Origin of the sequence: Ornithinibacillus contaminans (assembly GCF_001038425.2) — a bacterium.
In the GTDB taxonomy this organism is placed as follows: Bacteria; Bacillota; Bacilli; order Bacillales; family Amphibacillaceae; genus Ornithinibacillus; species Ornithinibacillus contaminans.
In genome coordinates, this window is the sequence record NZ_LDPV02000036.1 from 1 (window position 1) to 23,337 (window position 23,337).

General features: G+C 37.7%; 28 protein-coding genes and 1 other RNA gene. 6 read left to right on the forward strand and 23 right to left on the reverse strand.

What is annotated here, in order from left to right; all coding sequences use genetic code 11:
• Positions 1-531: IS3 family transposase (locus tag JF53_RS08690; RefSeq protein WP_047982126.1), on the forward strand; the 531-nt coding region annotated here is incomplete at its 5' end.
• Between the two features lie 90 nt (positions 532-621).
• Here the strand turns inward: JF53_RS08690 and JF53_RS08695 are convergent.
• The 5 genes from JF53_RS08695 to JF53_RS08715 all read right to left on the reverse strand — a co-directional run bounded on the left by JF53_RS08695 (position 622) and on the right by JF53_RS08715 (position 6,847).
• Positions 622-825: a DUF6501 family protein gene (locus tag JF53_RS08695; protein WP_047980091.1), complete on the reverse strand. Its 204-nt coding sequence runs from the start codon at positions 823-825 to the stop codon at positions 622-624.
• A gap of 72 nt (positions 826-897) precedes the next feature.
• Positions 898-1,854: a peptide-methionine (S)-S-oxide reductase MsrA gene (gene msrA, locus JF53_RS08700; protein WP_047980090.1), complete on the reverse strand. Its 957-nt coding sequence runs from the start codon at positions 1,852-1,854 to the stop codon at positions 898-900.
• 76 nt (positions 1,855-1,930) lie between these two features.
• Entirely contained in the window at positions 1,931-2,389 is a 459-nt protein-coding gene (gene vrrA / locus JF53_RS08705; protein WP_053071844.1) for a VrrA/YqfQ family protein, read from the reverse strand.
• A 191-nt stretch (positions 2,390-2,580) separates the two neighbouring features.
• Positions 2,581-5,694: an AAA family ATPase gene (locus tag JF53_RS08710; protein WP_047980089.1), complete on the reverse strand. Its 3,114-nt coding sequence runs from the start codon at positions 5,692-5,694 to the stop codon at positions 2,581-2,583.
• Between the two features lies 1 nt (position 5,695).
• Positions 5,696-6,847 (reverse strand): exonuclease SbcCD subunit D, encoded by a 1,152-nt coding sequence (locus JF53_RS08715; protein WP_047980088.1) that lies wholly within the window; start codon positions 6,845-6,847, stop codon positions 5,696-5,698.
• 137 nt (positions 6,848-6,984) lie between these two features.
• On the opposite strand from JF53_RS08715, the gene JF53_RS08720 reads away from it, so the two are divergent.
• Complete coding sequence (locus tag JF53_RS08720) at positions 6,985-7,308, forward strand: YolD-like family protein (protein ID WP_053071843.1); 324 nt, start codon at positions 6,985-6,987, stop codon at positions 7,306-7,308.
• Between the two features lie 121 nt (positions 7,309-7,429).
• Here the strand turns inward: JF53_RS08720 and JF53_RS08725 are convergent, their stop codons facing one another.
• The 6 genes from JF53_RS08725 to JF53_RS08750 form a co-directional block, all read right to left on the reverse strand.
• Positions 7,430-7,651, reverse strand: a complete 222-nt coding sequence (locus tag JF53_RS08725) for a YozE family protein (protein ID WP_047980087.1) — start codon at positions 7,649-7,651, stop codon at positions 7,430-7,432.
• A gap of 22 nt (positions 7,652-7,673) precedes the next feature.
• On the reverse strand, positions 7,674-8,417 hold the full coding sequence (gene tatC / locus JF53_RS08730) for a twin-arginine translocase subunit TatC (protein WP_047980086.1): 744 nt from the start codon (positions 8,415-8,417) through the stop codon (positions 7,674-7,676).
• Between the two features lie 96 nt (positions 8,418-8,513).
• A complete protein-coding gene (locus JF53_RS08735) occupies positions 8,514-8,717 on the reverse strand; it encodes a twin-arginine translocase TatA/TatE family subunit (protein WP_047980085.1) in 204 nt (67 codons plus the stop codon).
• Between the two features lie 24 nt (positions 8,718-8,741).
• Positions 8,742-8,945 (reverse strand): twin-arginine translocase TatA/TatE family subunit, encoded by a 204-nt coding sequence (locus JF53_RS08740; protein WP_083443589.1) that lies wholly within the window; start codon positions 8,943-8,945, stop codon positions 8,742-8,744.
• Between the two features lie 151 nt (positions 8,946-9,096).
• Positions 9,097-9,585, reverse strand: a complete 489-nt coding sequence (locus tag JF53_RS08745; RefSeq protein ID WP_047980084.1) for a dihydrofolate reductase — start codon at positions 9,583-9,585, stop codon at positions 9,097-9,099.
• Positions 9,586-9,597: 12 nt separating this feature from the next.
• Entirely contained in the window at positions 9,598-10,554 is a 957-nt protein-coding gene (locus JF53_RS08750) for a thymidylate synthase (RefSeq protein WP_047980083.1), read from the reverse strand.
• A 123-nt stretch (positions 10,555-10,677) separates the two neighbouring features.
• Between JF53_RS08750 and JF53_RS08755 the strand changes: the two genes are divergently transcribed.
• Positions 10,678-11,679, forward strand: coding sequence for a C40 family peptidase (locus JF53_RS08755; protein ID WP_047980082.1), 1,002 nt, complete (start codon positions 10,678-10,680; stop codon positions 11,677-11,679).
• Positions 11,680-11,810: 131 nt separating this feature from the next.
• Here the strand turns inward: JF53_RS08755 and JF53_RS08760 are convergent, their stop codons facing one another.
• Both JF53_RS08760 and JF53_RS08765 read right to left on the reverse strand, forming a co-directional pair.
• Positions 11,811-12,404: an HD domain-containing protein gene (locus JF53_RS08760; protein ID WP_047980081.1), complete on the reverse strand. Its 594-nt coding sequence runs from the start codon at positions 12,402-12,404 to the stop codon at positions 11,811-11,813.
• Complete coding sequence (locus tag JF53_RS08765) at positions 12,404-14,074, reverse strand: formate--tetrahydrofolate ligase (RefSeq protein ID WP_047980080.1); 1,671 nt, start codon at positions 14,072-14,074, stop codon at positions 12,404-12,406. The genes JF53_RS08760 and JF53_RS08765 overlap by 1 nt, the downstream gene beginning before the upstream one ends.
• A gap of 363 nt (positions 14,075-14,437) precedes the next feature.
• Between JF53_RS08765 and JF53_RS08770 the strand changes: the two genes are divergently transcribed.
• Complete coding sequence (locus tag JF53_RS08770; protein WP_047980079.1) at positions 14,438-14,638, forward strand: cold-shock protein; 201 nt, start codon at positions 14,438-14,440, stop codon at positions 14,636-14,638.
• Positions 14,639-14,695: 57 nt separating this feature from the next.
• On the opposite strand, the gene JF53_RS08775 is transcribed toward JF53_RS08770, so the two are convergent.
• From JF53_RS08775 to JF53_RS08810, 9 genes are all read right to left on the reverse strand, one after another.
• A complete protein-coding gene (locus JF53_RS08775; RefSeq protein WP_047980078.1) occupies positions 14,696-15,211 on the reverse strand; it encodes an isoprenylcysteine carboxyl methyltransferase family protein in 516 nt (171 codons plus the stop codon).
• Positions 15,208-16,296 (reverse strand): type III polyketide synthase, encoded by a 1,089-nt coding sequence (locus tag JF53_RS08780; RefSeq protein WP_047980077.1) that lies wholly within the window; start codon positions 16,294-16,296, stop codon positions 15,208-15,210. Before JF53_RS08780 ends, JF53_RS08775 begins: the two co-directional genes overlap by 4 nt.
• Before the next feature lie 155 nt (positions 16,297-16,451).
• Positions 16,452-17,951, reverse strand: coding sequence for a carboxypeptidase M32 (locus JF53_RS08785; protein WP_047980076.1), 1,500 nt, complete (start codon positions 17,949-17,951; stop codon positions 16,452-16,454).
• Positions 17,951-19,093, reverse strand: a complete 1,143-nt coding sequence (locus JF53_RS08790; RefSeq protein ID WP_047980075.1) for a THUMP domain-containing class I SAM-dependent RNA methyltransferase — start codon at positions 19,091-19,093, stop codon at positions 17,951-17,953. Before JF53_RS08790 ends, JF53_RS08785 begins: the two co-directional genes overlap by 1 nt.
• Before the next feature lie 142 nt (positions 19,094-19,235).
• An RNA gene (gene rnpB / locus JF53_RS17075) (RNase P RNA component class B) lies at positions 19,236-19,611 on the reverse strand.
• Positions 19,612-19,677: 66 nt separating this feature from the next.
• On the reverse strand, positions 19,678-19,983 hold the full coding sequence (gene gpsB / locus JF53_RS08795; protein WP_047980074.1) for a cell division regulator GpsB: 306 nt from the start codon (positions 19,981-19,983) through the stop codon (positions 19,678-19,680).
• A gap of 156 nt (positions 19,984-20,139) precedes the next feature.
• A complete protein-coding gene (locus tag JF53_RS08800) occupies positions 20,140-20,538 on the reverse strand; it encodes a cytidine deaminase (protein ID WP_047980073.1) in 399 nt (132 codons plus the stop codon).
• Between the two features lie 73 nt (positions 20,539-20,611).
• Positions 20,612-20,962, reverse strand: coding sequence for a DUF1798 family protein (locus tag JF53_RS08805; RefSeq protein ID WP_047980072.1), 351 nt, complete (start codon positions 20,960-20,962; stop codon positions 20,612-20,614).
• 82 nt (positions 20,963-21,044) lie between these two features.
• Positions 21,045-21,341 carry a hypothetical protein gene (locus JF53_RS08810; RefSeq protein WP_047980071.1) on the reverse strand — a complete coding sequence of 99 codons (297 nt, stop codon included), beginning with the start codon at positions 21,339-21,341 and terminating at the stop codon, positions 21,045-21,047.
• Positions 21,342-21,457: 116 nt separating this feature from the next.
• Here JF53_RS08810 and JF53_RS17460 point away from each other — a divergent pair, with 116 nt between their 5' ends.
• Entirely contained in the window at positions 21,458-21,559 is a 102-nt protein-coding gene (locus tag JF53_RS17460) for a spore protein (RefSeq protein WP_157052485.1), read from the forward strand.
• A gap of 36 nt (positions 21,560-21,595) precedes the next feature.
• Here JF53_RS17460 and JF53_RS08815 read toward each other — a convergent pair whose 3' ends face one another.
• A complete protein-coding gene (locus JF53_RS08815) occupies positions 21,596-22,546 on the reverse strand; it encodes a DUF2515 family protein (protein ID WP_157052489.1) in 951 nt (316 codons plus the stop codon).
• A gap of 200 nt (positions 22,547-22,746) precedes the next feature.
• Between JF53_RS08815 and recU the strand changes: the two genes are divergently transcribed.
• Entirely contained in the window at positions 22,747-23,322 is a 576-nt protein-coding gene (gene recU, locus JF53_RS08820) for a Holliday junction resolvase RecU (protein WP_047980069.1), read from the forward strand.
• Positions 23,323-23,337 lie beyond the last annotated feature (15 nt).

A 23,337-nucleotide genomic window follows, 5' to 3' on the forward strand; every position in this document is an offset into this window, starting at 1 on the left:
ACCTATAAGCCACATAAACCGCAACATATAGCTGAAAATGTTTTAAATAGAAAATTCCAAGCCGACTATAACGCGATGGAAGTATTATTAACAGATGTCACTGAATTCAAGTACGGAGTTCATTCGAAAGCATATTTAAGTGCCATCTTGGATTATGGTGAAAATAAAATTGTAGCCTATAAATTATCACGACATAATAACAATGCCTTAGTACGTGATACGGTCACTCAGATTAAAGATACGATTATTCCAATGAAGACATTATTTCATAGTGATCGTGGCTTTCAATACACCTCCCATGGATTTAAAAACTTTGTGGAAGAACACAAAATTATCCAGAGCATGTCACGTGTTGGTAGATGTATTGATAACGGTCCAATGGAGAATTTTTGGGGGATCATCAAGGAAGAGATGTATCGATTAACCACTTATAACACATTTGAAGAATTAGAAAAAGATATTGAGGCTTATATTGAATTTTATAATACAAAGCGCGTGACGTTGAAGATGGGGCTAAGAATTCCAGCATAAGAAAAGCCATGCATGGAATTCATACATGGCACAAAAAATTTGTTTTTTTACCTGTCTACTTGACAGGGGGCAGTTCAATCGGCTCTCACATTACACTTCTTTAAAATAATCTTTTCGAAATCCAGCAATGCGATTGCTGTTATCAATAATGAAGTAAAACTCTTCTGTTTCATTTTTTACATCATAGACTTTTCCTGGCGTTAATTTATTGTCTACAACGAACTTTTTGGCATTTGCATGCACACATTCAATTTGTTTTAAGGTTTGGTTATTCTCCCATTTTAAATGCATCATTATTAAGTATTCTCCTCTACTTCATTTTAGTTAACATAATACTATTATGGTTAACCACAGTCGTTCTCCCTGCTATTTATCAAACAATTTACGATAGTTGCCATAACCCTCATCTGCCAATTTATCTTTTGGAATAAATCGCATCGCAGCTGAGTTCATGCAATAACGTAGTCCACCACGATCTACTGGACCATCTTCAAAGACATGTCCTAAGTGAGAGTCTGCTGTTCTACTTCGGATTTCTGTTCTTACCATCCCGTGTGATGTGTCCACTTCTTCGATAATTTCATAGTTATCAATTGGCTTTGTGAAGCTTGGCCAACCACATCCAGCATCATATTTATCTTTTGATGAAAACAACGGCTTACCTGATACAACATCCACATAGATCCCATCTTCCTCATTATCCCAGTATTCATTTTGGAATGGTGTTTCCGTACCTCTATCTTGTGTTACTTCGTATTGTAGTGGCGTTAACCTCTCTTTTAAATCAGACTTGTCGACCTTCCAGGTATTCTTAATAAAGTCTTCCCTGCCAGAACCCTTCTTATATAATCGATAGTGAAAGGATTGCTTTTTATAATAATCCTGATGCTTCTCCTCCGCTTCATAGAACGGCTTGGCAGGAAGTATTTTTGTTACAACTGGTTTAGAAAACTTGCCACTCGCTTCTAAAGCTTGCTTGGACCTCTCCGCTATTTCCTTTTGTTCTTCACTATGATAGAAAATTGCGGTTTGATAGGACTCACCACGATCATTAAATTGACCACCAGGGTCAGTAGGATCGATTTGCTGCCAAAAGGTTTCCACTAATTGCTCATAGGGCATGAGTTCTGGATCAAAGGTAATCTGAACTGCCTCGACATGACCGGTTGTGTCTGAACATACTTGTTCATAGGTTGGATTCTCAACATGGCCACCTGTATAGCCTGAAACAACGTTGATAATACCTGGACGTTGGTCAAATGGTTCAACCATACACCAGAAGCAGCCACCAGCAAATGTTGCTTTTTCTATTGAAGTTGTCATCATGAATACCTCCAAAATATCTTATTATATCTCATTCTTAATCTTTTCGAAGCAAAAATCAAGTTTTGCGTTTGAGTTAAATAAATAATTTTGGAGTAGATTGTCCTTGTCCGCTTCTTCTAATTGGTCTTTCGTCTTGTTCGTATATTGCATTTGGTGAGTTGTCAACACTTTCAGCAGTTTCGCTTTCTATTTCAGAATCCTCATTTTCAGTATCTATATCTTTAAATGCCTTCATCATTCGATACATAGCTGGTAAGTTACGAACTAGCGGGCCGTATTGTTTCACCATTGGTGCCGCTGTATCAACAACCCGTAAGACTTGTTGAACACCATTTAGTGTCCGTGATATCCCTTCTACCCCTTTGGTAGCTACCTGCGTAACATTAGTGTTAGGGCTAAGAAATTGCTGCACCATCGATACAATGTTATTGCGCGCAGGTAATGGTTGATAGCTACGACCCGGAAATGAAAAATTGTTATTTGGACGTATGAAATTATTCATTGGAGGCTGTTGCCGATTCGGGAATATCATCCAGTAATCCCTCATTTCATAAATTTTTCTAGTTCATTGTACGTAAGCTATTCGAATACGTGTAGGCTATTGGATGATAGGATAGTACGATATTTCCCGGGTAACCGCAAAAACCTACATTCAGGATGCGGTTATGGACGATTATTGGCGAATAAAGTAAGATAACCAAGCTTTTTGGTCGTTTTGCTGAATCATTTGCCGAAAGAAAATGTTAAACTGGATCCTCTATGGGACGGTGTGATCATGAGTTTTGTATGGATCTCATTTTTAAGCTGTGGAACATGGGAAATAATTCCGAGTAATCGATTACTCTCTTGAAGATCCTTCAAGCAATTTATAGCTTGTTGTAAGGAAACTTCATCAAGTGTTCCAAAGCCTTCATCAATAAACAGTGTGTCCAATTGAACCCCACCAGCATGGGCTTGTACAACATCGGCCAATCCTAACGCAAGACTTAATGCCGCTTTGAACCCTTCCCCACCGGAAAGTGTTTTTACAGAACGTCTGATTCCTGTGTGATGATCCATGACTTCCAAGTCTAATCCGCTTTGAGCGCCTCGTTTTGCAATTTCTCCGCTTCTAATCAACTGATAGCGGTGTTCAGTCATCCGATCTAAACGAATGTTAGCCTGCAGTAAAATTTCATCTAAAAATGATGCTAAGACGTATCGTTCAAACGATAAACGTAATGAATTATTTCCGCTAGAAAGATCTGCTAATTTACCTACAGTATAATATTCTTTTTCGAGTGTTTTTAGCTGTTTTATAGTAGAAGTTAGTTGACTTAGAATTATTTCATCATGCTTTAACTTAGCTGTAAGTGCAAATAAGTTATCCTGTATGGCTTGCAATTCTAGCTGGAATTGCCCTATTTCCACTTCCAATTCAACTAGATTAACTCGCTCTAGTTTGGCAAGTTGCTCTGTTAATTCCTGCAAACGATAGCGTAGTTGTTTTGTTTTATTTTCATACTCCTGCAGTAGAGCTTCTAATTGCTTCTGTTCCTCTAGTGATAGCTTAGCATGCTCATAGGACTCTACACTGTCAAAACCGTTTGTTTTGACTTCGGCAATAAATTGTTCCAGTTGGTGTTCATAACGCTGTTTTGTTTCTTTTTCAAATTCTGTCAGCTGTTCTAATACGGTACGCTCTTTGTGCAAGGAATCACGAGCGGTTTCGTAAGATCCTTTAAGTTGTTCCCATTCGGATAGGAGTTGCTCGTAATGCCTTTCTTTTCTATTTACCAATTGCACAAAGGTTGTCGGGTCTTCCAATTCTTCAGGAAGTAGTTTTTTCGTTTCCTCGATTTGTGTTCTTATTTGAACGAACGCTTCCTGTGTTTGTTGAATGGACTTGGTGGTTTGTTCAAACGTTTGTTTTAATTCTGTTTCCTTCTGTTTTAAGGTTTCCTTCTGTTCTTTTAACGTATTTAGTTTCGATAGCTTATCAGCTATTTCTTTCTGATCTTGCTGTAGTTGGTCAAGCTGTCTTTCGGTCTCTACTTCTAGCTTATCCATCTCTTCGGCGTTCATATCCGGCGCGATTTCGGCTAATTGCTGTTGTAGATTAACTACTTGGTCTCGTTTGCTTTGTCCAGTTGTTTTCGAATCAATATATTGCTGCTGAAATGCTTCGAATTCTTGTTCCTTTTGTTCCAGAAGGCTCTTTAATTGCTTCATTTGTTGATGATCCTCTTCAACTGTCATCGTTGTAGCTACTGCTGGATGGTCCTTGGATCCGCAGACTGGACAAGGTTCACCAGGTATGAGCTGATGTGCAAGTAAAGAGGCGTATTGTTCCTTTTGTTTTACAGCTAAAGAATCGTATTGTATTCGTAACTGTTTGATTTCGTTTTGTTTTTCTTGATAGGTTCGATGGATAACGGAGAATTCCTGTCGCAATTGAACTAAAAGTCTACTTTCATCTCGCAACTCTTTTAGTTTTCTGTTAAGCTCCGCTTGTTTGTTAAGTGTATCCTTTGTCTCATAAAAAGCTTTGGTAAGCGAGCTTTCTTCACTTAAGTTAGTTTCAATTGCTACTAATGTTTGTTCATTTGTTGCTAAATGCTTTTCAACCTCGGAAAGTATTACCTCATCCTGGTGTTTCTTCTTTTGAAGTCTATCCGCCTGTTGTTTTAATTCAAGATAATGATTTACTTGCTCGAGCTGTTTTTTTGCTGCTTTAATGTCTTCTTTTAATTGCTCACGCTCTTGTTCTTTATCCGCCGCTGTAGAATATTGAACGGAAATGTTCGTAAATAGCTTTTCTAGCTGCGTTACGTGTTCTTGTTGTTTGGTTAAACGGCTTAGTTGATGCTGCCATTCCTTTTCACGTGCAATCCGTTGTTCCTCTAATGGAATGATGTGTTGTGCTTGTTGTGCGTTTTTTAGTGTTGCTTTTTTCTGCTCGATTTGATCCCGATCACGCTCTAGTTTTTCTAATTGAGTTGTCAACAGTTCTTGCTCGCTAAACTTTTCTTCAATTAATTTTGCTTGATGGAGTTTCTCCTCAGCATGTTTTATTTTTTCCTGTTGGATCAATTTCTTTTGGGTTGCGACTTCGATTAATTGCTTCGTATCCTCATTTTCCTGAACTAAACGATTTCGTACTTCTTCAACACTATCTGTTTCTTCGACTTCTTCATTTCGCCATTGAACCTTGGAGATTTCATACGTGATATCTGTTTCCAATTTACGGATAGCGGCTTCCATATCTTTTGCTTCCATTTTTAATGCTTCAGTAATTTGTTCATAAAAATAAGTTCGAAATATTTTTTGTAAAATCACTTCACGTTCGCGACTGTTTTCTGAGATAAGTTTACGAAATTCACCTTGTGGGATTAAGACCATTTTCCGGAATTGTTCATAATCGAATCCTAGACGTTCTTCTATCGTTTCGTTGACATCTTTAATTCGGGAAGATAGTAGTTGTTTTTGCCCATCATTCACTTCGTATAAAACTGCTTTAGCTGGTTCCTCTGTATAGCCATCACCGCGTTCCTTCTTTTTTAATTGTTTCGGATTACGGGTGATTTCATAGATTTTATTTGTTAAAGAAAACCGAAATGTTACTTCAGTTGGTTCTGCATCGGTGGCAAAATGACTTCTTAAAGAATCCTGATCACGATCTGATCCACTTGCCTTTCCGTATAATGCATAGCAAATCGCATCAAAAATCGTTGTTTTCCCAGCTCCGGTTGGCCCGGTTATCAGAAAAATTGATTCATCACCAAGTTCATCGAAACGGATAATTTGTTTTTCGAGATATGGTCCAAATGCCGTCAAACTTAGGGTTATCGCCCGCATACTATTCCCCTCTTTCCTTCGTCATGACTGTAGAAATGACTTTTTCCATGTATTCTAGTTGTTTCTCATCAATCGCTTCATCTGTAATTTCTTTATAAAACGATGCAAACAATTCTTGATGTGACTGGGACTGTTTTTGGCGAATTTGTTGTAGGTCGACTAAGCTTTTAGTAGTGGCTAAGCCAACTCGTTCTAATCGCAATATATTGGGATAAACCTTACGTAGCTTGTACATGGGATCCATAATTTTCCCTTTATCTAACAATCGGATATGCAAGTAATCTTCATTGTTTTCTAAAGGGTTAGCCATTAGTTCTTCGAAGTATCCTTCTACAACTCGCAAATCATGTTTAGGCTGTAATGGGATATAGCCAAGCTCACAAGTACCCGCTTCATCCAAGTCAATGATGGTTACCGATTTTTTATGGTTAGCTTCTGAGAAAGAATATTTCAGGATAGATCCACTATAACGGACGACATTTCGTCTTATCCGTTGTGGCTGATGTAAATGCCCTAATGCCACATAGGAAAAATCATCAAATAGATTCGCATCGACATAGGGAGTACCACCTATCATGGATAGTCGTTCCTCTGATTCAGATTCCATGCCACCTGCGACAAAAGCGTGTCCAACAAAAATGTGACGTTTCGTCATGTCATGGTGCTGTTTAATGTAACGAATAACTGCTTCCATCGCGGTTTGATGGGAATGAATGCTATTATCTGCAAAGAACTCTCGAGCTTCTGCAGGTTCAATATATGGAACTAGATGAAAATAAACTGGACCATGTTCATCGTTTAGGATGACTGGTTCGAGGCTTCTACTAAGCTTGGTTTCGATATATAAGTTCTGGGCGCGAAACATCTCGGTACCAAATTCAAGACGTTCGGGACTATCGTGGTTTCCAGAAATTGCTAGAACAGGAATTTTGATATCTGTGACAAGGGTGGTTAAGACACGATTCAGTAGGTCGACTGCTTCTTTTGGTGGTACAGCACGGTCATATAAGTCTCCAGCTATTACCAGAACATCGGGCTGTTCTTTCCTGATAATGTCGAGTATTTGATTCAGTATATAATCCTGATCTTCTGTCATGTGGACACTATTAACGATTTTACCTAAATGCCAATCGGCAGTATGCAATATTTTCATGTGCTTTCCCCCTGCTACGATTTTAAAATATTTCAGTTCGTATTAGTCTATTTTACCATGATTTTTTCGGCTTCAGTATAACGAAATGTTGAATCACAAACAAATGTTCGCGTATAATGTATAGGAGGTGACGTAAAGTGGTACAGGATAGAGGATCTATTAAATGGGCATCTTTAATGCTGCCGGAGCATGTAGAGTTATTAAGGCATATATGGAAGGAAGATACTAAGATTAAACGGACTGTATTGGATGAACAAGAACTCGAGGTGTTAAACACTCGTATGATAAGAGCATATGATGTACAACAAGTGGTAAGAATTGAACATTATAAAAGTGGCCAAAAATTAACATCACAAGGCATTGTAACTAAATTGGATTCATTAAATCATCGTATCACACTTAAATCCCATGACGGTGTGCTACAATCCATTCAGGTAATCGATATTTATAGCATTACATGAAGAGGCTGGGACATAAGTAAAATGAGAAGATACAAGGACGAACAATGCACTGATTCCTGGAGCGGGTATCGTGCACCAACGTTCGGATTTTATCTAACCATTAACACTTATGTCCCAGCCCCTAATCTATTTCCTTCGTTTGATAGGTATCCCAGAGTGAATCAAATACAGAAAGCGCAGTTGCGAATGGACTATTCCACTCGAGATACTCACTAATTTCATGATAGCTTGTGGAATGCTTCGGAAAGTTATGATCCTGAAACATCCAATCTGCTAATCTACTCATATCATCAGGCTTCTTTTTACCACGATATGTCATCATAAAATGATAAAACGAACGCATTATTACACCTCATTAAACGGATTTAAGCTTGCATATACTCGTTATGTCTTTGTTCCTTTTTGCGATACACCATTTTGGAAAGAAAAATACTGATTTCATATAATAAGAAAAATGGAATGGATACAATAATCGGTAAGAAAAAGTCAGGTGGTGTTACCATCGTTGACAAAATGACCAAAATAAAATAGGCGTACTTACGTATTTTTTGCATAAATCTTGGTGTTAACATACCGATGCTCGTTAAGAACATGGCTATTATTGGTATCTCAAAAATAATGGCAAATGGCAATGTGATTCGGAAGATAAATTTAAAATACTTATCAACGGTAAACATTTCAACAAATGTTCCATCATTCATCGATAAAAGGAATGGAAGTATAAGATTAATAAACATAATATAACCTACAACTAGTCCACCTACAAATAAAAGAAAAATCACTGGGATATAAGCAAGAGATGCCCTTCTCTCACGTGGCGTTAGGCCAGGCTTAATAAACATCCAAAGCTGAAAAGCTAAAACTGGAATAGTTGCTGCTAGTGCTACAATACCTGCAATCGTAAACCACACCCAAAATACATCCGCTACTCCAATAATTGTTAATTTGAAATCGATATGACTTTCAAAAAAGCGGTAAATATCCTCAACGAAAATATAGCTTGCAATAAAAAATATAATAAAGATAATGGCCGTCACAACGATGCGATTTCGAAGTTCTGCTAAATGCCCGGTAAAATTCATTTCCTTTTCATCAAACTTGTTCTTCATGCGTAACACTCCTAGTGAACGATTGCCAGTGTGCTTGTTGGTTGCTTAACAAACAGAAAAGAAGATGCAAGGTTACTTCAACCTTACACCTTTTAATTAGTCATTTTTTATAGTAGTTGACGAATCAGTTGTTTGCTTCGTACGTGAGTCTTCCTCTGAAACAATATCCTTTGCAGCATTTCGAAATTCCTTTAAGGAACTACCAAACGCTTTACCGATTTCCGGTAGCTTAGAAGGACCAAAAATAACCAATGCAACAATAAGAATTAGGATTAGACCTGGAACACCTATATTGCCCATGTATCTTCACTCCAAAAGTTTCAATTATTTTGTGTCATTACCTTTTACAATATCTTTTGCTTCTTGAACCTCATCAGCGACATCACCAGTTAGATCCTTCGTAGATTTCTTGAATTCTCGTAACGTTTCACCTGCTGCTTTACCGATTTCCGGAAGCTTTTTTGGTCCAAAAATGACCAAAGCAATAATTAATATTAAGATTAAACCTGAAATACCTATGCTTGCCATCAGATACACCTTCTTCTGCATAAATAAAATAATACTAGTTTTACCTTGTAATAGTGTTATGTAATGGTAAATCGTAATCCGATTTACCTGCACCTATATTCTATCAGTTTACTGTCTTGGATACAACTTCTAAACAGCTAGATACCATTAGTTAGATGCGGTCATATTGTATAAAGTAGTAATCATAAGGATTTTTCTCATCACGAATCCCTTTTACCTTAGCTGTTTCCTGCCATTCTGTTTCAACAATGACAGGAAAATAGACATCTCCATCGAATGCCTCATCAATGAACGTAACATACATTCGGTCGGCATGCGGTAAAAAATGTTCAAATAATACTCCTCCACCAATCACAAAGTATTCCTCGGTAGGATTCGCTTTCTCCCATTCCAAAATCGTGGAAATATCGTTAACTAATTCGACATGATCAGGAAGTGAAATGTTGTTTCTGCTTAATACGACATTTCTTCGGTTCGGAAGTGCTTTACCAATGGAATCAAACGTTTTTCTTCCCATTATAATTGTATTTCCTGTTGTTTTCTCTTTAAAAAACTTTAAATCATTGGGTAAGTACCACGGGAGATCATTATTGGCTCCAATTAGCCGATTACGATCCATTGCAAAAAGTAGTGAAATCATGAAAAATCCTCCTTACACAGCGATTGGTGCTTTTATCGTCGGATGTGGATTATAATCTACTAGTTCAAAATCAGTTAATTCAAAATCAAAAATAGATGTTTTGGCTGTAGTGATTTGCAGTGTTGGAAGTTTCCTAATATCACGATCTAGTTGAGTTTTCACTTGCTCTACATGATTGGCATAAATATGCGCATCCCCAATTGTATGGATGAATTCTCCAACCTGAAGCCCTGTCTCATGTGCGATCAGATGGGTTAATAGAGCATAACTAGCAATATTAAATGGTACTCCTAAAAATACATCTGCACTACGTTGATATAACTGACAAGAAAGCTTCCCGTCAGCAACATAAAATTGGAATAAGGTATGACATGGCGGTAATGCCATGGTAGGTACATCCTCAGGATTCCATGCAGAAACGATGTGTCTACGTGATGTTGGGTTAGAGCGAATAGAATCAATCACTTCGCTTAATTGATCAATAGTTTCTGATTGTGACGTCTTCCATGCACGCCATTGCTTCCCGTATACAGAACCTAAATCACCGAATTTTTTAGCAAACGCACTATCGTCTACAATTTTTTGCTTAAATAAAGCCATTTGTTCTTCATACTGCTCATTAAAAGTTGGATCGATTTGACAACGATTCCCAAAGTCCGTCATATCGGGACCGGAATATTCATCACTTTCTACCCACTTTTTAAACGCCCACTCATTCCAAATATTATTGTTGTTTTCTAATAAGTAACGAATGTTTGTGTCTCCTTTGAGAAACCAAAGCAGTTCACTTGCAACTAAACGAAATGGGACTTTCTTTGTCGTTAGTAGTGGAAATCCTTCTTCTAAATCAAATCGCATTTGATGACCAAACACAGAATATGTCCCCGTATTAGTTCGGTCTCCCCTTTTCGTGCCATTTGCTAAGATATGGTTGCATAAATCAAGGTATGCTTGTTCACCTTTTACCATGTGCTAGCCCACTCCTCTAATTTTCACGTTGTTTCATTTATTGTAACATAATCGTAATTCATAAAAATACTTTTTTAAAATAAATCTAGTTAACAAGAGTCAAAATGAAAGGGGATAAATTGCATGTTAAATGGAACAGTTGAAAACATAGCAAAGAACACACTTTTATATAGTTTTGTCCTTAGTCAACCATTTGCTCTTTATACAGGCGCCTACCCTATCTTTGAAAATAAAACATTATTGGATGCCGAAGAATTGGAATACGGTGACCACGGTGAGGCCGTCAGAATTTTACAATATAAGCTAAATGAAATGTCGTACTACGATGATAAAGTTGATGGAGAACTCGGTGTATTAACCGAGCACGCTATTAAAAAGTTTCAACGGGATCATAATATTACGATGACTGGTTTAGCAGATAAAGAGACGATCTATGCCCTTATTGAAGTAGAAATAGAAACCCATATTAAACGTCTCGAAAGCTTATCAGGTTCAGTCTATCCAGGATTACAAAGTGAAGATGTTCGGATTGTTCAGGAGTCCCTTCAATACTTCGGGTATTATGAAGGAGAAATTGATGGCATGTATGGACCGCTAACGAAAAAAGCGGTTGAGATTGCTGAGGAAAAACATGACATCGATTTTCTTGACGAGGCGCCACAACAATCCTTAAGTACGATGTATGAATCCGAAAAACAACAAGCAGCGGCATCAGTTAAAACAGCATCTAAACAAACTTCCATTAAGAATGTGTCGATTAAAAATGCTAGTAATGCAGCTATCGTACAAACCGCTTATGCGTATATTGGTACACCATATGTATGGGGCGGTGAATCACCTGGTGGATTTGATTGCAGTGGATTTTTGCAATATATCTATCACACACATGGAGTAACAATCCCTAGAACGGTGTCTGATATTTGGAACTTCGGTACTTCCGTGAGTGCTCCTTCAGTTGGGGATTTAGTGTTTTTTGAAACGTATAAACCAGGTCCCTCGCATGCGGGCATCTATGTCGGTGACGGGAAATTTATTCATGCAGGATTAGATGGTGTAGAAGTAAGTTCTTTGAGCGAATCATATTGGAAAACACGATACTTAGGTGCGAAACGGATTGGGCGTTAAATTACTTAATTTGAAAAATTCGGGACATGACGACGCTGAATGAATAAAAAACGAACATGTACATTTAATAGAATGCACATTGTTCGTTTTTTATTTTGCTCAAAATCCTTTTGACCCGCACTCCTGATAAATTATCCCCATTCCCTAAAGAATTGATCTAAGTATGCCTCCATAAACTGATGGCGTTCCTCGGCTAATTGTTTAGCACTGGCTGTATGCAACGTATCCTTTAGCTTTAGAAGTTTATCATAAAAGTGCTGGATGGATGTTTCACTTTTGTCCTCGTTATGGTAAATAAGCCGACTCTTAGCACCACCATATGCGAAGGTTCTCGCAATCCCAATTGCACCAAGTGCATCAATTCGGTCAGCGTCTTGAATAATACGTCCTTCGATGGTGTCTGGTATTTTACCTTTACTATAGGATATATTTTCAATAGCTTGATGAATCGCTTGTATTTGTTCATTGGTAAGCGTGATGGATTGAAGAAATAAATCCATCTTGTGTAATGCACCGGAAGGATCACGGAAAAGTTTGTGGTCACCAACATCATGTAGCCAAGCACCTGCTGTACAAATGAATACATCAGCATCCTCTTCAACAGCAATTTGATTCGCTAATCGGGCTACTCGTTGTAGATGAAAGAAATCGTGTCCAGTTGCATCGTTTCCAAATATGTCTTGACAGTATGAAGTAACGGCTTCTAGTTGCTTTCGTTCGTTCATTAGAATAGCCCTACAATCTTACCGTCTTCTGTAACGTTCATGTTAAGAGCTGCTGGCTTTTTAGGTAAGCCAGGCATTGTCATAATATCACCTGTTAGCGCTACGATAAACCCGGCTCCGATGGATGGTCTTAGTTCCCGAATCGTAATCGTAAAATCAAATGGTCTACCGAGTAACGCTGGATTATCAGATAAGGAGTACTGTGTTTTGGCCATGCATATTGGCAATTCTCCCCAGCCCTGTTCTTCAAAAAGAGCAATCTGTTTTTTTGCTTTAGCTGACAATTCGATATCAGTGGCACCATAAACAATCTGTGCTATTTTTCGTATTTTCGTATCCAGCGAATCCGTTAGTTCATATACATGCTTGAAATTCTTCTCGCGAGTCTCTATTGTTTGAACAATCTTTTCCGCAAGTTCTATGCCACCTTCTCCACCTTTTGCCCACACATCTGTAAGGGCAACCTCATAGCCCATTTCGTCGCACCAAGTGGAAACATAATCAATTTCAGTTTGTGTATCGGTTGGGAATTTATTAATAGCAATCACAAACGGTAGTCCAAAATATTCAATGGTTTCAACATGCTTTTTCAAATTAGCAATACCAGTTTTTAATGCTTCCACATTTTCGGTGGTTAGTTGATCCTTCGCTACCCCACCATGCATTTTTAGAGCGCGAATGGTTGCGACAATTACAACTGCATCGGTATCAATATTTCCAGCTCTAGTTTTAATATCAAGAAATTTTTCTGCACCGAGATCAGCCCCAAACCCTGCTTCGGTGACCACATAATCTCCAAGCTTTGCTGCTGTTTTCGTCGCAATTATACTATTACAGCCATGTGCAATATTGGCAAATGGTCCACCATGAATGATGGCTGGTGTATTTTCAATTGTCTGTACAAGGTTAGGCTTGATAGCGTCTTTAAGAAGTAATGTTAAGGCACCTTCTACTGCTAAATCACGCACATATACAGGCTCTTCCTTATATGTATAACCAATCATTATATTGGCAATTCGTTTCTTTAAATCCTGCAGATCAGTGGCTAAACATAATATAGCCATGATTTCAGATGCAACGGTAATATTAAATCCATCTTCGCGAGGGACTCCTCGTAATGGTCCACCAAGTCCAACAACTATTTGCCGTAATGCTCGGTCATTCATATCCATTACGCGTTTAAATTCAATTCTTCTTGGGTCGATTTGTAATTGATTTCCTTGATGGATATGATTATCGATCATTGCTGCCAATGCGTTATTTGCGCTTGTAATAGCATGTAAATCACCTGTGAAATGTAAATTAATATCTTCCATTGGTAATACTTGAGAGTAGCCTCCCCCTGCTGCCCCACCTTTAATTCCCATTACCGGACCAAGTGAGGGCTCCCTTAGTGCAATGACGGTTTTCTTACCGATTTTGTTTAGAGCCTGTCCCAAACCTACTGTTACGGTCGATTTGCCCTCGCCAGCTGGTGTAGGGTTGATAGCAGTAACCAATATTATCTTTCCGGAGGGCTTCGATGCCAATTTGTCTAAGAGTGTAGCTGAAAGCTTTGCTTTAGTATGGCCGTATGGTTCCCAGTCCTCTTGTTCTAAATGTAGATCATTGGCGATGTCATGAATTGGCTTTAGAGTAGCCTCTTGTGCTATATCGATATCTGTTTTCATTTCTCCTCTTCCCTTCTCTGATTTCTTTGGCGTTATGTAAGTCTTGAAAAAAAGATTTATCATACATAAAATAAACGAACTATTACACAATAAGATTATACAATGAATGTCAGCAAAACAACAGAAGGATAATTGGATTATTCTGCATATTTTTCTGAATTCGTCTTGACTGACATTTTAAAATAAGCTATATTGGACACAAGCAAAGAAGATATATGGATCATTACGGAATGGTAGCTTCGAAATAGAAAGAAGTGGGATGCTTTATGATCCAATCTTTCTGTCTGAGCTGCCTTTTTACTTGTCCAATTTCGGCTTTGTATTAACACGTTTTACGTGAAAGTTTTTAGGAGGTTTTGTTACATGGAAAACGGAGTAGTTAAATGGTTTAACGCAGAAAAGGGCTATGGGTTTATTTCAGTCGAAGGTGGAAATGATGTATTTGTTCATTATTCGGCAATTGAAGGTGAAGGCTTTAAAACATTAGAAGAAGGTCAAGAAGTAACGTTTGAAATCGTTGATGGTGAACGTGGACCACAAGCGGCAAATGTAGTGAAAAAATAAGCGAAGGTATATAGAAACGGTAATCTGATTTATGGATTACCGTTTTATTTTGGTCTCTCAATGTTTCGAAATCAATGCTAGAGCTCTTTCCTCTTCTGGAATTCGAATACGTAATAACAAGATGTGTAGTATTGGAAACACGAATGCTGTAATATAAGCACCGAATAACATTGGGATGATAAACAGCTCAACAGCGACGATTATATAATTCGGGTGCTTGACAAATTTGTATGGCCCCTTCTTAATTAAGGCAACACGTGGTAGTACAATGATTTTTGTGTTCCAAAATCTCCCTAAAGAATAGATGCACCATATACGAGCGAATTGCGCTAAAATAAATAGAGAAAAATAGAACGTATGAAATGGTATGTCACTCTGTTGCTGAATCATTCCCTCGGTCACGGTACTGAAGAAAAATAGTGTGTGCAGATAAATAAACCACTTATAATGAGTCCCCCCTGCTTCTACTCCACCTCTTGCTTTCATCCACTTTTCATTGTTTTTTGCAATAACGAGTTCTACCAGTCGCTGACCAATAATAACACTAATTAATATCCACATCCATATTGTCATGATATTACCCACTCCACTAGTAAAATTTCTGAGCTGAAGCCAGGTCCAAGTGCAGATATGACACTTTTATTCCCTGGACGACCCCCTTCTTCTAACCATTGTCGCAATACATATTGAACCGTTGCTGAGGACATATTACCGTGCTTTTTTAATACCTCATAGGAATATTTTAGCTTACTAGAGGGGATAGTTAAGGATTCTTCCATTGCGGATAAAACCTTCTTTCCCCCAGGATGAACAATAAACGAGTGGATATCTGCTAGATCCAGTTGATTTCTATGAAGAAATTGCTCGAGATGTTCCTTCCATGTTGTCTTTACAAGTGCTGGAATGCTCTTGGAAAATACTACTTCAAATCCACTATCGGTAACTTTCCAACCCATGATGTCAGTACTGAACTTTTTCGTGTATGAACTGGCGCTAGTAATGTTCGGTAACGGTTTCGATAGGGACTTACGATAGGGTGATTTTTCCCCCACTAGTAATACAGCACTAATGCCATCTCCAAATAAGGCGGTTCCAACTAAATTACTTTTTTTCTGATCACTTTTTTGAAAGGTTAAACTACAAAGCTCACAATTCACGAGTAGTGCGATTTTTTCGGGATTGGCTGTTAGCCAGTCGGAAACCCTCGATAAACCAATTGCTCCACCTGCACAACCTAGTCCCCATAACGGCATTCGTTCTACATCCTCTCGAAAAGACCGCTCATTCATTAAAAATACATCAAGGGACGGGGTTGCAATGCCCGTACTTGACACAAAGCTAATTAAATCTATGTTAGAATAGTCAATTTCGCGGGAAAGATTAGCACTGGCTAAACAATCATCCATGGCTTTTAGCGAATGCTTTATGGCAAACTGGTGGTATAAGTTGTTCCGCTCTTCAAAATTATGTTCTTGAAGAAACCATGACGCATCAACAACAAATTGCCTTGCCTCGATTGCTGCATGGTCAAACACTGGTAGCATTCTAGCAAATTGCTTATCGGTATAGCTGAATAAATCTTTTGCTAATGTCTTTACTTGATTTTGGGGAATTTCATATTCGGGAATTCCAAGTCCCACTGCACCTATAATCGCCATATTCTCACCTGAATTAGTTTTAGCGTTAGTTTGCGAATGATTTCATAAATTATTACGCAAATAGTAAAATAAGTTAGTTACGGCTATTTTTTCCCCCAAAAAAATACCTACCTAAGCATCTTTCTTGCATGCTTGGGTAGGTTGACATTAATACGTTAGAACTGATAAATATCTTTGTATTTTTCGGTTAAATATTCTACTAAATAATCTGGGTTAAGCGCTTCACCGGTCACATCTTCAATAATTTGAAGCGGCTTCTTCATTTTTCCATATTGATGGATATGTTCTGTTAGCCAATTGCGAATTTCTGTAAAATCACCTGATTTAATAATTTCATCGATTGGAAGTGCATCTTTCATTGTATGCTGGAATTGTGCCGCATACATATACCCTAGAGCATATGAAGGGAAATAGCCAAAGTCCCCACCTGCCCAGTGAATATCTTGTAATACACCTTCGCGATCAGTTGGTGGTGTAATTCCTAAATATTCCTGCATTTTTTCATTCCATAGTTTCGGTAAATCCTTAACCTCGATTTCACCATTAATTAAGGCTTTTTCCAATTCATACCGTACCATGATATGAAGCGGATACGTTAATTCATCTGCTTCAATACGTATGAATGAAGGTTTCACCTCGTTAACTGCTTGGTAAAAGTCTGCAAGGGATATATCGTTAAAATGGTCCGGTGCATGTTGCTTAAACACATTATAATGGGATTCCCAAAACACCTTATTGCGACCGATAAAGTTTTCCCAAAATAGCGATTGTGATTCATGAATCCCCATAGAAGTTCCGGTAGCAAGTGGTGTTCCAGCCAATTTTGTATCAATGTTTTGTTCATAAAGCGCATGGCCGCCTTCGTGAATGGTTCCAAATATAGCCATTCGGAAATCCTCTTCATCATAGCGTGTTGTAATTCGAACATCATTTATATTCAATGTAATCGCGAACGGGTGTATCGTATCATCTAATCGGCCAGCATCAAAGTCATAGCCCATTCGTTTTAAAATTTCAATCGCAAAGTCTTTTTGTTTTTGCTTAGGAAAATGAGTGTTCAAAACAGAAGAATCTGGAATGATAGAGCTGTGTTGGATGCTAGTTAGTAATTTTGTTAAAGATTGACGCACCTTTGGAAATACTTTATCTAATGTTTCAACCGTTACACCAGGTTCGAAATTATTTAAAAGTGCATCATATCGGTTGGTATCATAGCCCCAATAATCTGCGAATTTTTGATTGAATGCTACTAATTTTTCTAGATAGGGCTGGAAAAGCGAAAAGTCCGCTTTTTCTCTTGCTTCCTGCCAAACTGCCTCTGATTTCGATTGAAGCATTACATATTCTTTAAACTCTGTATCAGGTATTTTTCGGTTTTTCTCATATGTATCAAGACACTCTAATACAATTTTTTGTAATACCTCATCCGTAGTTTGATCCTTTAATGCATCGATATAGGATTTCATTTGGTCAGAAGTTTCTAATTGATGTAGTTTGTGAGCTAGTTGGCCAACAACCTCTGAACGTTGCTCAACACCCTTCTTAGGTATTTTGGTGCGTAAATCCCATTGAATTAACGTGATTGCTTCTCGGTAGGCATTTATTTCTTTTAAGTACTCCTGAAACTCGGTTTGTACCGTTGTTAACGTCGACATTATCTTCTCTCCCCTGTTTTCTTTCCGAAATATTGATAATAATCCGTTTTAATAAAGCCGTTAAATAGCTTTCGTTTCTTCGTTGCCTTTTGGCCATAAAATTTCTCAAATGCTTCATAGGCTGTTAAAATGTATACGCTCCATGATGGATGATTTTTCATGACAGCTCCAAGCTGCTGGTATATTTTTTGTACAGCTTCTTGATCTCCAATTCGTTGTCCATATGGTGGATTACCAATGATATACCCATTATCCTGACGAATCGTTAAATCACTAACCTGCATTTGTTTCCATGTAATTAACTCACCTAATCCAGCTTCCTTACTGTTGGAATCGGCTATTTGAACCATTTTATGGTCAATGTCACTGCCGATTATTTCTAGCTTTTGATCATAATTGGCTAAATCTTCCGCTTCCTGAAACGCATCATCCCAATAACTTGAACGAATAAGACCCCAATCCTCTGATGCAAATTCACGATTAAACCCTGGTGCAATATTTTGTCCGATTAGTGCTGCTTCTATCGGAATCGTACCAGACCCACAAAATGGATCGATTAATGGATAATCAGCGCGCCAATTGGTTAACAATAGAAGTGCTGCTGCCATTGTTTCTTTTAAAGGTGCTTCACCTTGCCCAACGCGATATCCTCTTTTATGTAATCCAACACCAGATGTATCAATAGTCAGAAGAGCTGTATCTTTCAATATCGATACTTCTACCTTGTATAATGATCCTGTTTCTGGCATTTTAGATGCCATGCCATACTTTCGCTTCAAACGTTCTGCAATTGCTTTTTTGACGATTTTTTGGCAATCGGGAACACTATATAATGTGGATTTTACCGATTTTCCAGCTACAGGAAATTGCCCTTCCTCACTAATGTAATCTTCCCATGGTAATGCTTTTGTACCTTCAAACAGTTCGTCAAAGGTCGTAGCCCGAAATTCTCCTACTACTAATTTAATTCGATCTGCCGTTCTTAGCCATAAATTACATCTTGGTATGGCAGAGATTGGAGCATCAAATATCACCTTCCCATTATCAACCTGTACCTCATAGCCTAATTGTTTTACTTCTGTTGCTACGACAGATTCTAAACCCATTGCAGCTGTTGCGATTAATCGTATGTGTTGCGCCATGTATAAATTCCCTTCAAATTGTTTTCCGAGTATCAATAGTTTACCATATGTTCTTATAGAAAATAAAATAACCCTTCTGTAAGCAAGAAGCAAACAAAAAGGTTATGCGTAAATGAATTGTATTGTAATGGACCATTGAATACTCGATAAGCCATGTTCTGTACCAATTGTACTTCAAACGGTGGTCAGCCTCGTACTCTGGTTGTAATCATCTATCTACAGGTATTTACCTGTCCCTCTTTCGGTTCAATTCCCTACTAAAGGATGCCCCTACCATAATTTGGGTTGCTCACTCGCGGGGTTTACCTCGTTCCACCTGAAATGTTTCCATCTCAGCTCCGTCACTGTGGCACTTTCAAGGATCGCATTCCATATCCGAAGACTTAGGAACTTCACCTGCCGTTAGCTATAATAGCTACCTTGACTTATGAATTCGTCAAGCACGAACACTACAAACATCGCAGTTTGTGTGAGCATGGACTTTCCTCTGCATTTGCATGCAGCGATTACGTGAGTATTCAATTTAAGCTAACATGATTATATCATAGGTTGCGATTTCTTTCATTGGTAAAAATAGTTAGCACTTATGATTCAGCATTTGCGTATTTGTTGCCAAACACTGCCTTTTCAAGGTTAGACAGTCGTTTTAGCACATCATAGTTAACCTGTGGTGCTGCTTGAGTTGATCTTGTTTTCACTTGACTATCTCCAGTTTTTTTCAAGCGATCGATTTCTTGCTTAAGACGATCAATTTCACGACCAAAAGCTTCATAGTCCTGGATAACCACATCTAAAAACTCATCCACTTCCTCTTGATTATAGCCTCTCATTGCTGTTTTAAAATCTTTTTCAAGAATTTCTTTACCGTTTAGTTGAATTTTATTTTGCATCGTATTTTCACCCCATCATATATTCCTAAAATTTTCGTACGTTCTACCATTAGCTTTGCTATTATACAAGTTAGTATACTATATGTCCGTATATCTTTTTTTATTATAGCAAAAAAGGAAGAAACAGGACAATCTGCTTCTTACCTTTTCTATGTATTACTTATCCATATCAGTTTTTTGGAACGAAAATGGTAGTAACTCATCCATCTTAATAGTCATTGTATTCGCCTTCAAATTGGTTAAATGAATCTCGGTGTCCGGGTTAAAGAATTCGCTCATTACTTGACGACATGATCCACATGGTGGTACTGGTCGTTCGGTATTCGCAGCTACTGCAATCTCTACAAATTCGGTTTCACCTTCTGATATTGCTTTAAATATCGCTACTCTCTCTGCGCAACAGGTTACTGGATATGCAGCATTTTCAATGTTACAGCCTGTATAGACTTTTCCTGATTTTGTACGTAACGCTGCCCCTACTTGAAAATTTGAGTATGGAACATAAGCATTGTTTCTACTTTCAATTGCTTTTTCTATTAGCTGTTGTTTTGACAACACGCATTCCCCCTTCACGTCGTGTGGAAGCTAATTATAATAAAAGACGTAGTAAATGTAAAGGAGGAGCAGATTATTCGATTGCCCGTAATAATTGGTCTAAAACATATTCCACCGATTGATGTAGTTCCATGTATCTTCTTCGTCTTACATCGATATAATAGCTATGCATTAATAAAAGTTCCATATTTTCTCGAGTGGACATAACTTGATTCGGGTGGACACTTATTTTGTGTTCCTTAATCGTCGTTAAGGCCAGCTCCTCCCATTTCGCTAATAAGTCATAAATAGGAGCGGTATTCTCCTTTACCATTTGGAAAAATAAATTATCTCTACGATCCTCAGGTGGATTGTTTTGCTCGAAAATGTCTTTTAATTCCTGTAAATATGTTTTTAATTGTAGTGTATATGTCATTAACTCCATAAAAAAACGCCTCAATTCCTGTAATCATACTACTACTGTATCATGATTACAGGAATAAGGCATTCTTTCATGCTCCCTCGTGCTATTTTTTCAGTTTAAACCATTTCCTTATCGTATTCGAATGTTTACGGTGTTGAATCGTTTTTACTGTCTTTTTTACTTCCACTATCGAAGCTTCGTGCTTTTTATATTGTTTCTCAATTCGTTCATCTATCTTTAATGCTAGCTTTTGTTCCGCTCTCCGTGCCGTATCACCTATCTGTAGCAAGCGTGCTTCAAATGCTTTTCGTGGATAACCGTTTTGTTCCCTCTCTTTTGCAAGAGCAAGTCCCATCATTATCACCCCATATTTTTTTAGTGTTACAAGTGTATTCGGCATGTCTACGTTCCGCTCCTGCCTGTTCGACAAAAGTAGAAGAAAACAAACAAAACTAGTGCATATCCTCATGATTTCTTATAAATTAGACAAACTAGTTACGGAAGGAGGGATATTATATGAAAGATAAACATAAGAACAAACAAAAGGATGCAACAAACGGTAAATCACTCAAAACGGGTGATAAGAAGCTTAACGGTCCTAATAAACCATCTACTTAAACCTAAAAAAGGATTTGCCTAGGTGCAGATCCTTTTTTAGGTGAAGCTGTTTTTTATTTTGGAAAAGGTAGCAATCCACTTTCTTTTTTGATAGAACGACTTCCCCATATGCTTTGGCTGCCCTTTAGTTAGTTGATACCAGGTTTGTTTGATACCCCCTGATTTATACCAGTCCTTTCGAATTATATCTTGATGTTCAATTATTGGGTATGTAGTCCTTAAAAATACGGATGACGTTGGTTGCGTTGGCAAAAACACTTCATAATCTTGCCGCGATCCGGTATGCTCCACTTTCGTAATGAAGTTCAGTAAACCTGGAAATATAGCTGGGTGAAACATTTGAGATGCTAACGATTTCCCTAAGGTAATTCGGTTGGATACATGTGTAAATTTATGAACAAAGTCGCCATATAAGTTACCTGAAGTGGTCGGGATTAAAACGGCATTTAATAATAGAACATCTTGTGCGAGATACGGTAGGCTCAAGAATATGTGTCTTCGAAAAAAAGATTGTGTAATAACGGGATGTTGAATGACATTTTGTTCATTGATAATAAGAGAAATTAATAACTGATCTTCATCTTTTGTTACCCAAAACCGTTCCCATTCACGGATCATAAACTGTGAAACATGGTAATTCTGTAATAAATGAAATAAAGGTACCTGCAGCTTTGTTGATAGCTCATAGACAACTAGTTGTGGGTATGCATCTGAGAAGATTAGCCAATTTGCCCTCTCATAGGTCATAAATAATCGTTTTCTCTCTTGTTCCTTTAATAACTGCTTATAGGTTGGTGTGTACAAATCTGTCATATTCCAGCCAGCGTTTCGTGACACGACACTGGCAACTAATGCCCACTTAATTTCTGGGTGTTTTTTATAAAAGCTCTGATAGGCTTTTGTTCGTGCAATATTGTCGATATTATACTTCCTAGTCCTATTTGTTATATAATATAAATAATCCTGCGTATGCCAGCTTACACGCACCATATATACCTGCTTTCATCATAAACTTATTGGTGGATAAGAAGTCGTAGTCATCATCAATCATATATCTTACTATGATAGTATCGTGGAGATTAATTATGAATGCCTTATTCATCGATAAAATTACGATCGATAGACTTTATTGTTACGCTGTAAGCATTTTTCTGATATGATACTGTATTATGCTAGGAGGCATAACAATGAATTATCCAAATGGGAAGCGAAACATAGCGACCAAACAGTCTAATCAATCCTTTAGTAATCGTGGAATGACACTAGAAGAAGATATTAATTTAACTAATCAATACTATTTAGATACTAATCTAGCTGTCATACACAAAAAGCCAACACCTGTACAAATTGTGAAAGTGAATTATCCGTCCAGAAGTGCAGCAGTTATAACAGAGGCTTATTTCAAACAAGCATCGACAACGGATTATAATGGCATTTACCGAAATCGTTACATTGATTTTGAGGCAAAGGAAACGAAAAATAAAACCTCCTTTCCCCTAGCGAATGTACATGAACATCAGATTAACCATATGAAGTCAATTGTTGATCATGGTGGTATTTGTTTTATGATTATCCGTTTTGCTGTTCTGAATGAGACCTATTATTTACAGGCAGATAAATTATTCAAGCATTGGTATGAAAAACAGAGAGATGGTAGAAAATCAATACCATACAATCAAATAAAGCAAGAAGGTTTCGAAATACCGTTTAAATACCAAACAAGAGTTGATTATCTTTCTATTATTGATAAGCTTTATTTTTAGATTGGAGGTAGTGAG

Bases quoted from the DNA above. Each gene is read 5' to 3' on its own strand.
- JF53_RS08695 (WP_047980091.1), bottom strand. From the start codon at position 825: ATGATGCATTTAAAATGGGAGAATAACCAAACCTTAAAACAAATTGAA.
- msrA (WP_047980090.1), bottom strand. From the start codon at position 1,854: ATGACAACTTCAATAGAAAAAGCAACATTTGCTGGTGGCTGCTTCTGG.
- vrrA (WP_053071844.1), bottom strand. From the start codon at position 2,389: ATGATATTCCCGAATCGGCAACAGCCTCCAATGAATAATTTCATACGT.
- JF53_RS08710 (WP_047980089.1), bottom strand. From the start codon at position 5,694: ATGCGGGCGATAACCCTAAGTTTGACGGCATTTGGACCATATCTCGAA.
- JF53_RS08715 (WP_047980088.1), bottom strand. From the start codon at position 6,847: ATGAAAATATTGCATACTGCCGATTGGCATTTAGGTAAAATCGTTAAT.
- JF53_RS08725 (WP_047980087.1), bottom strand. From the start codon at position 7,651: ATGCGTTCGTTTTATCATTTTATGATGACATATCGTGGTAAAAAGAAG.
- tatC (WP_047980086.1), bottom strand. From the start codon at position 8,417: ATGAAGAACAAGTTTGATGAAAAGGAAATGAATTTTACCGGGCATTTA.
- JF53_RS08735 (WP_047980085.1), bottom strand. From the start codon at position 8,717: ATGGGCAATATAGGTGTTCCAGGTCTAATCCTAATTCTTATTGTTGCA.
- JF53_RS08740 (WP_083443589.1), bottom strand. From the start codon at position 8,945: ATGGCAAGCATAGGTATTTCAGGTTTAATCTTAATATTAATTATTGCT.
- JF53_RS08745 (WP_047980084.1), bottom strand. From the start codon at position 9,585: ATGATTTCACTACTTTTTGCAATGGATCGTAATCGGCTAATTGGAGCC.
- JF53_RS08750 (WP_047980083.1), bottom strand. From the start codon at position 10,554: ATGGTAAAAGGTGAACAAGCATACCTTGATTTATGCAACCATATCTTA.
- JF53_RS08755 (WP_047980082.1), top strand. From the start codon at position 10,678: ATGTTAAATGGAACAGTTGAAAACATAGCAAAGAACACACTTTTATAT.
- JF53_RS08760 (WP_047980081.1), bottom strand. From the start codon at position 12,404: ATGAACGAACGAAAGCAACTAGAAGCCGTTACTTCATACTGTCAAGAC.
- JF53_RS08765 (WP_047980080.1), bottom strand. From the start codon at position 14,074: ATGAAAACAGATATCGATATAGCACAAGAGGCTACTCTAAAGCCAATT.
- JF53_RS08770 (WP_047980079.1), top strand. From the start codon at position 14,438: ATGGAAAACGGAGTAGTTAAATGGTTTAACGCAGAAAAGGGCTATGGG.
- JF53_RS08775 (WP_047980078.1), bottom strand. From the start codon at position 15,211: ATGACAATATGGATGTGGATATTAATTAGTGTTATTATTGGTCAGCGA.
- JF53_RS08780 (WP_047980077.1), bottom strand. From the start codon at position 16,296: ATGGCGATTATAGGTGCAGTGGGACTTGGAATTCCCGAATATGAAATT.
- JF53_RS08785 (WP_047980076.1), bottom strand. From the start codon at position 17,951: ATGTCGACGTTAACAACGGTACAAACCGAGTTTCAGGAGTACTTAAAA.
- JF53_RS08790 (WP_047980075.1), bottom strand. From the start codon at position 19,093: ATGGCGCAACACATACGATTAATCGCAACAGCTGCAATGGGTTTAGAA.
- gpsB (WP_047980074.1), bottom strand. From the start codon at position 19,983: ATGCAAAATAAAATTCAACTAAACGGTAAAGAAATTCTTGAAAAAGAT.
- JF53_RS08805 (WP_047980072.1), bottom strand. From the start codon at position 20,962: ATGGAGTTAATGACATATACACTACAATTAAAAACATATTTACAGGAA.
- JF53_RS08810 (WP_047980071.1), bottom strand. From the start codon at position 21,341: ATGCCGAATACACTTGTAACACTAAAAAAATATGGGGTGATAATGATG.
- JF53_RS17460 (WP_157052485.1), top strand. From the start codon at position 21,458: ATGAAAGATAAACATAAGAACAAACAAAAGGATGCAACAAACGGTAAA.
- recU (WP_047980069.1), top strand. From the start codon at position 22,747: ATGAATTATCCAAATGGGAAGCGAAACATAGCGACCAAACAGTCTAAT.